This window comes from Cobetia sp. (genome assembly GCF_983723665.1).
On the sequence record NZ_CFDJES010000062.1, the window covers coordinates 1 to 2622 of the forward strand.

3 protein-coding genes are annotated in these 2622 nt (G+C 63.3%); all 3 read left to right on the forward strand.

What is annotated here, in order from left to right; genetic code table 11:
* Nucleotides 1-65 precede the first annotated feature (65 nt).
* Complete coding sequence (locus AC4FAH_RS08085; RefSeq protein WP_213114112.1) at nt 66-632, forward strand: TRAP transporter small permease; 567 nt, start codon at nt 66-68, stop codon at nt 630-632.
* Nucleotides 629-1906 (forward strand): TRAP transporter large permease, encoded by a 1278-nt coding sequence (locus AC4FAH_RS08090; protein ID WP_153635620.1) that lies wholly within the window; start codon nt 629-631, stop codon nt 1904-1906. Before AC4FAH_RS08085 ends, AC4FAH_RS08090 begins: the two co-directional genes overlap by 4 nt.
* A 6-nt stretch (nt 1907-1912) precedes the next feature.
* Nucleotides 1913-2622, forward strand: a 710-nt coding sequence (locus AC4FAH_RS08095) for a M15 family metallopeptidase (protein WP_490245875.1), incomplete at its 3' end; no start/stop codon positions are given.

Below are 2622 nucleotides of genomic sequence, written 5' to 3' on the forward strand. Positions count from 1 at the left end.
TGACAGTCCGGGCATCGAGGCTCTGAATTTCCCTCCTTGCTGGTGGATTGCGGTAAATGACTTCCATGACTCCTTCACGACAGTCTTCCCTGCGGGAAGGCCTGCTGCTTGCCTGTGGCCGCGTGACACTGGCGATAGCGGCAGTATTGCTGGCTTCCACGGTGCTGATCATGCTTTACGGCGTGGTGATGCGCTATGTACTGGGCGGCGCGCCCATCTGGGTCGATGAGCTGACCCGCTATCTCATCATCGCCAGTGTCATGCTGGCGATCGGCGTCGTCTGGGCAGAAGGGGCGCACATGCGCGTGGCGCTGCTGGAACGGCGTCTGCCTCCGCGCATGGCCACGGCGCTGATCCATTACCAGTGGTGGCTGACGCTCGTTCTGATGGCGGGCGCGACCTGGATGACCTGGCACTACGCCATGTCGGCAAGCATGTTCCGCACCATGGGGCTGGGCGTCAGCCGCAGCGTGCCGATGCTGTCGATGCCGATCGGCTTCGCGCTGATCACGGTGCAGGTCCTGCTGCATGGCCCACGGCCGCTGACATCCCCGACGCTTGAGATCGCGCCGGACGAGGAGGTCGACGAGTCTGCGACACACGATGACAGGACAGGAGGGCCACGCTCATGATCTGGGCAATGTTGGCCATCTTCGTCGTGCACGTGCTGCTGGGCCTGCCGCTGTTTCTCTCCCTGCTCGTCACCGCCGTGACCGGCTTTCTGTTCGTCGATATTTCGATGCTGGAGCGCCTCGGGCCACAGCAGTTCTTCGGTGGCATCAATGCCTTCTCGTTGATGGCGATTCCGCTGTTCATTCTCGCCGGCAACCTGATGAACATCAGTGGCCTGACCGAACGCCTCATGCGCCTGGCACGCCTGATGGTCGGACATCTGCGCGGTGGCATGGGTCATGTCAACGTCGTTTCCAGCGTGTTCTTCGCTGGCGTCAATGGCTCGGCGGTCGCCGATACCTCCGCACTGGGCTCGCTGCTGGTGCCGGCCATGCGCAAGGAGGGCTATTCGACTTCCTTTGCCGCAGGTCTGACGGCGGGCAGCTCGTTGATCGGGCCGATCATCCCACCCAGCATCTTCATGATCCTCTACGCCTCGCTGACCAATACCTCCGTGGGCAGCCTGTTCCTCGCCGGTGTCGTACCCGGTCTGGTGCTGGCGGTGGCATTCATGGCGATGAATGCCTGGTATGCCCGGCGTCATGGTCTGCAGGCGCGCGGTCAGGCACCGGCACGTCGCGAAGTGATCGCGGCGGTCATCGGGGCACTGCCTGCGCTGGTGGCACCGGTAATCATCGTCTCCGGTATCGTGCTGGGCATCGTGACCCCGACCGAATCCGGCGCCTTGATCGTGGCCTATGTCCTGCTCTGCGGCTTGTGCCAGGGGCCGCTCAAGCTTGTCGATGTGTGGGGTGCCATCAAGGACACGGCGCGCCTGACCAGCGCCATCTTCGTGATCATGGCGGTGTCGTCCATCGTCAGCTGGCTGCTGTCCTATGCCCAGGTGCCCAATCAGTTCGTGGCATTGCTGACACCCTATATCGACAGCCCGATCCTGATCCTGCTGCTGCTCAGCGCCATCACCTTCGTCACCGGCATGTTCATGGAGGAAGTCTCGGCCTTGATGCTGCTGACGCCGATCTTCGTGCCCGTGGCCATGGCCGCCGGCATCGACCCCGTGCACCTGGGGGTCATCATCACGCTCAATATCACCATCGCGCTGATCACGCCGCCGATGGGCGCCTGCGTGTTCGTGGCCGCCGCGGTCAGCAAGCTCGAGATCACCTCGCTGTTTCGCACCATCTGGCCGTTCGTGCTGTTGGCGGTCGCGGTGCTGCTGATGCTGATCATCTTCCCGCCTCTTACCCTGTGGTTGCCGACCCTGTCTGGATAACAACTCATGACGTCAACATTGAATCGCCCAATTCCCCCCATCCCGAGTCATGACGAGCCGGACTGGACGCAGGTCACCCGAATTCCCGTCAAGGGTTGTGACAGTACTCTGGTGCCGACCAGCCTCGGGCCGTCATGTCTGAAGGTCTATCCTGCCTACGCGCGCCTCGGTATCCCCGGGGCGGTCAATGAATGTCTCGTGCGGCGCGCGGTGTATCAGCGCCTGTTGCAGGCCGCGCGCGCCTTGCCGCAAGGGCTGTCGTTGGTGGTGATGGATGGCTGGCGACCCTGGCGGGTGCAGCAGTATCTGTTCGAGACGCTATATCAGTCGCTCAAGACGCATGACCCCGAGCTTGATGAGGAGCAGCTGCTGGCGCGTACGCGCGAATTCGTCTCGCTGCCCAGCCGTGACCCGGACGCGCCGAGTCCGCATCTCACCGGTGGCGCCGTCGATGTCACCCTGTGTGACGCCGACGGCTTGCTGCTCGAGATGGGGACGCTGTTCGACGAGGCGACACCCGAGTCCCACGCCGATCATTTCGAGCGCCATCCGCCTGCCGGCGATACGCCCCAGGCCGAGGCACGCGACAACCGGCGTCTGCTCTATCACGTCATGACCGAGGCCGGGTTCACCAATCTGCCCAGCGAATGGTGGCACTTCGATTTCGGTGATCAGCTCTGGGCCTGGTACCGCGGCGAACCCGAGGCGCTGTTCGG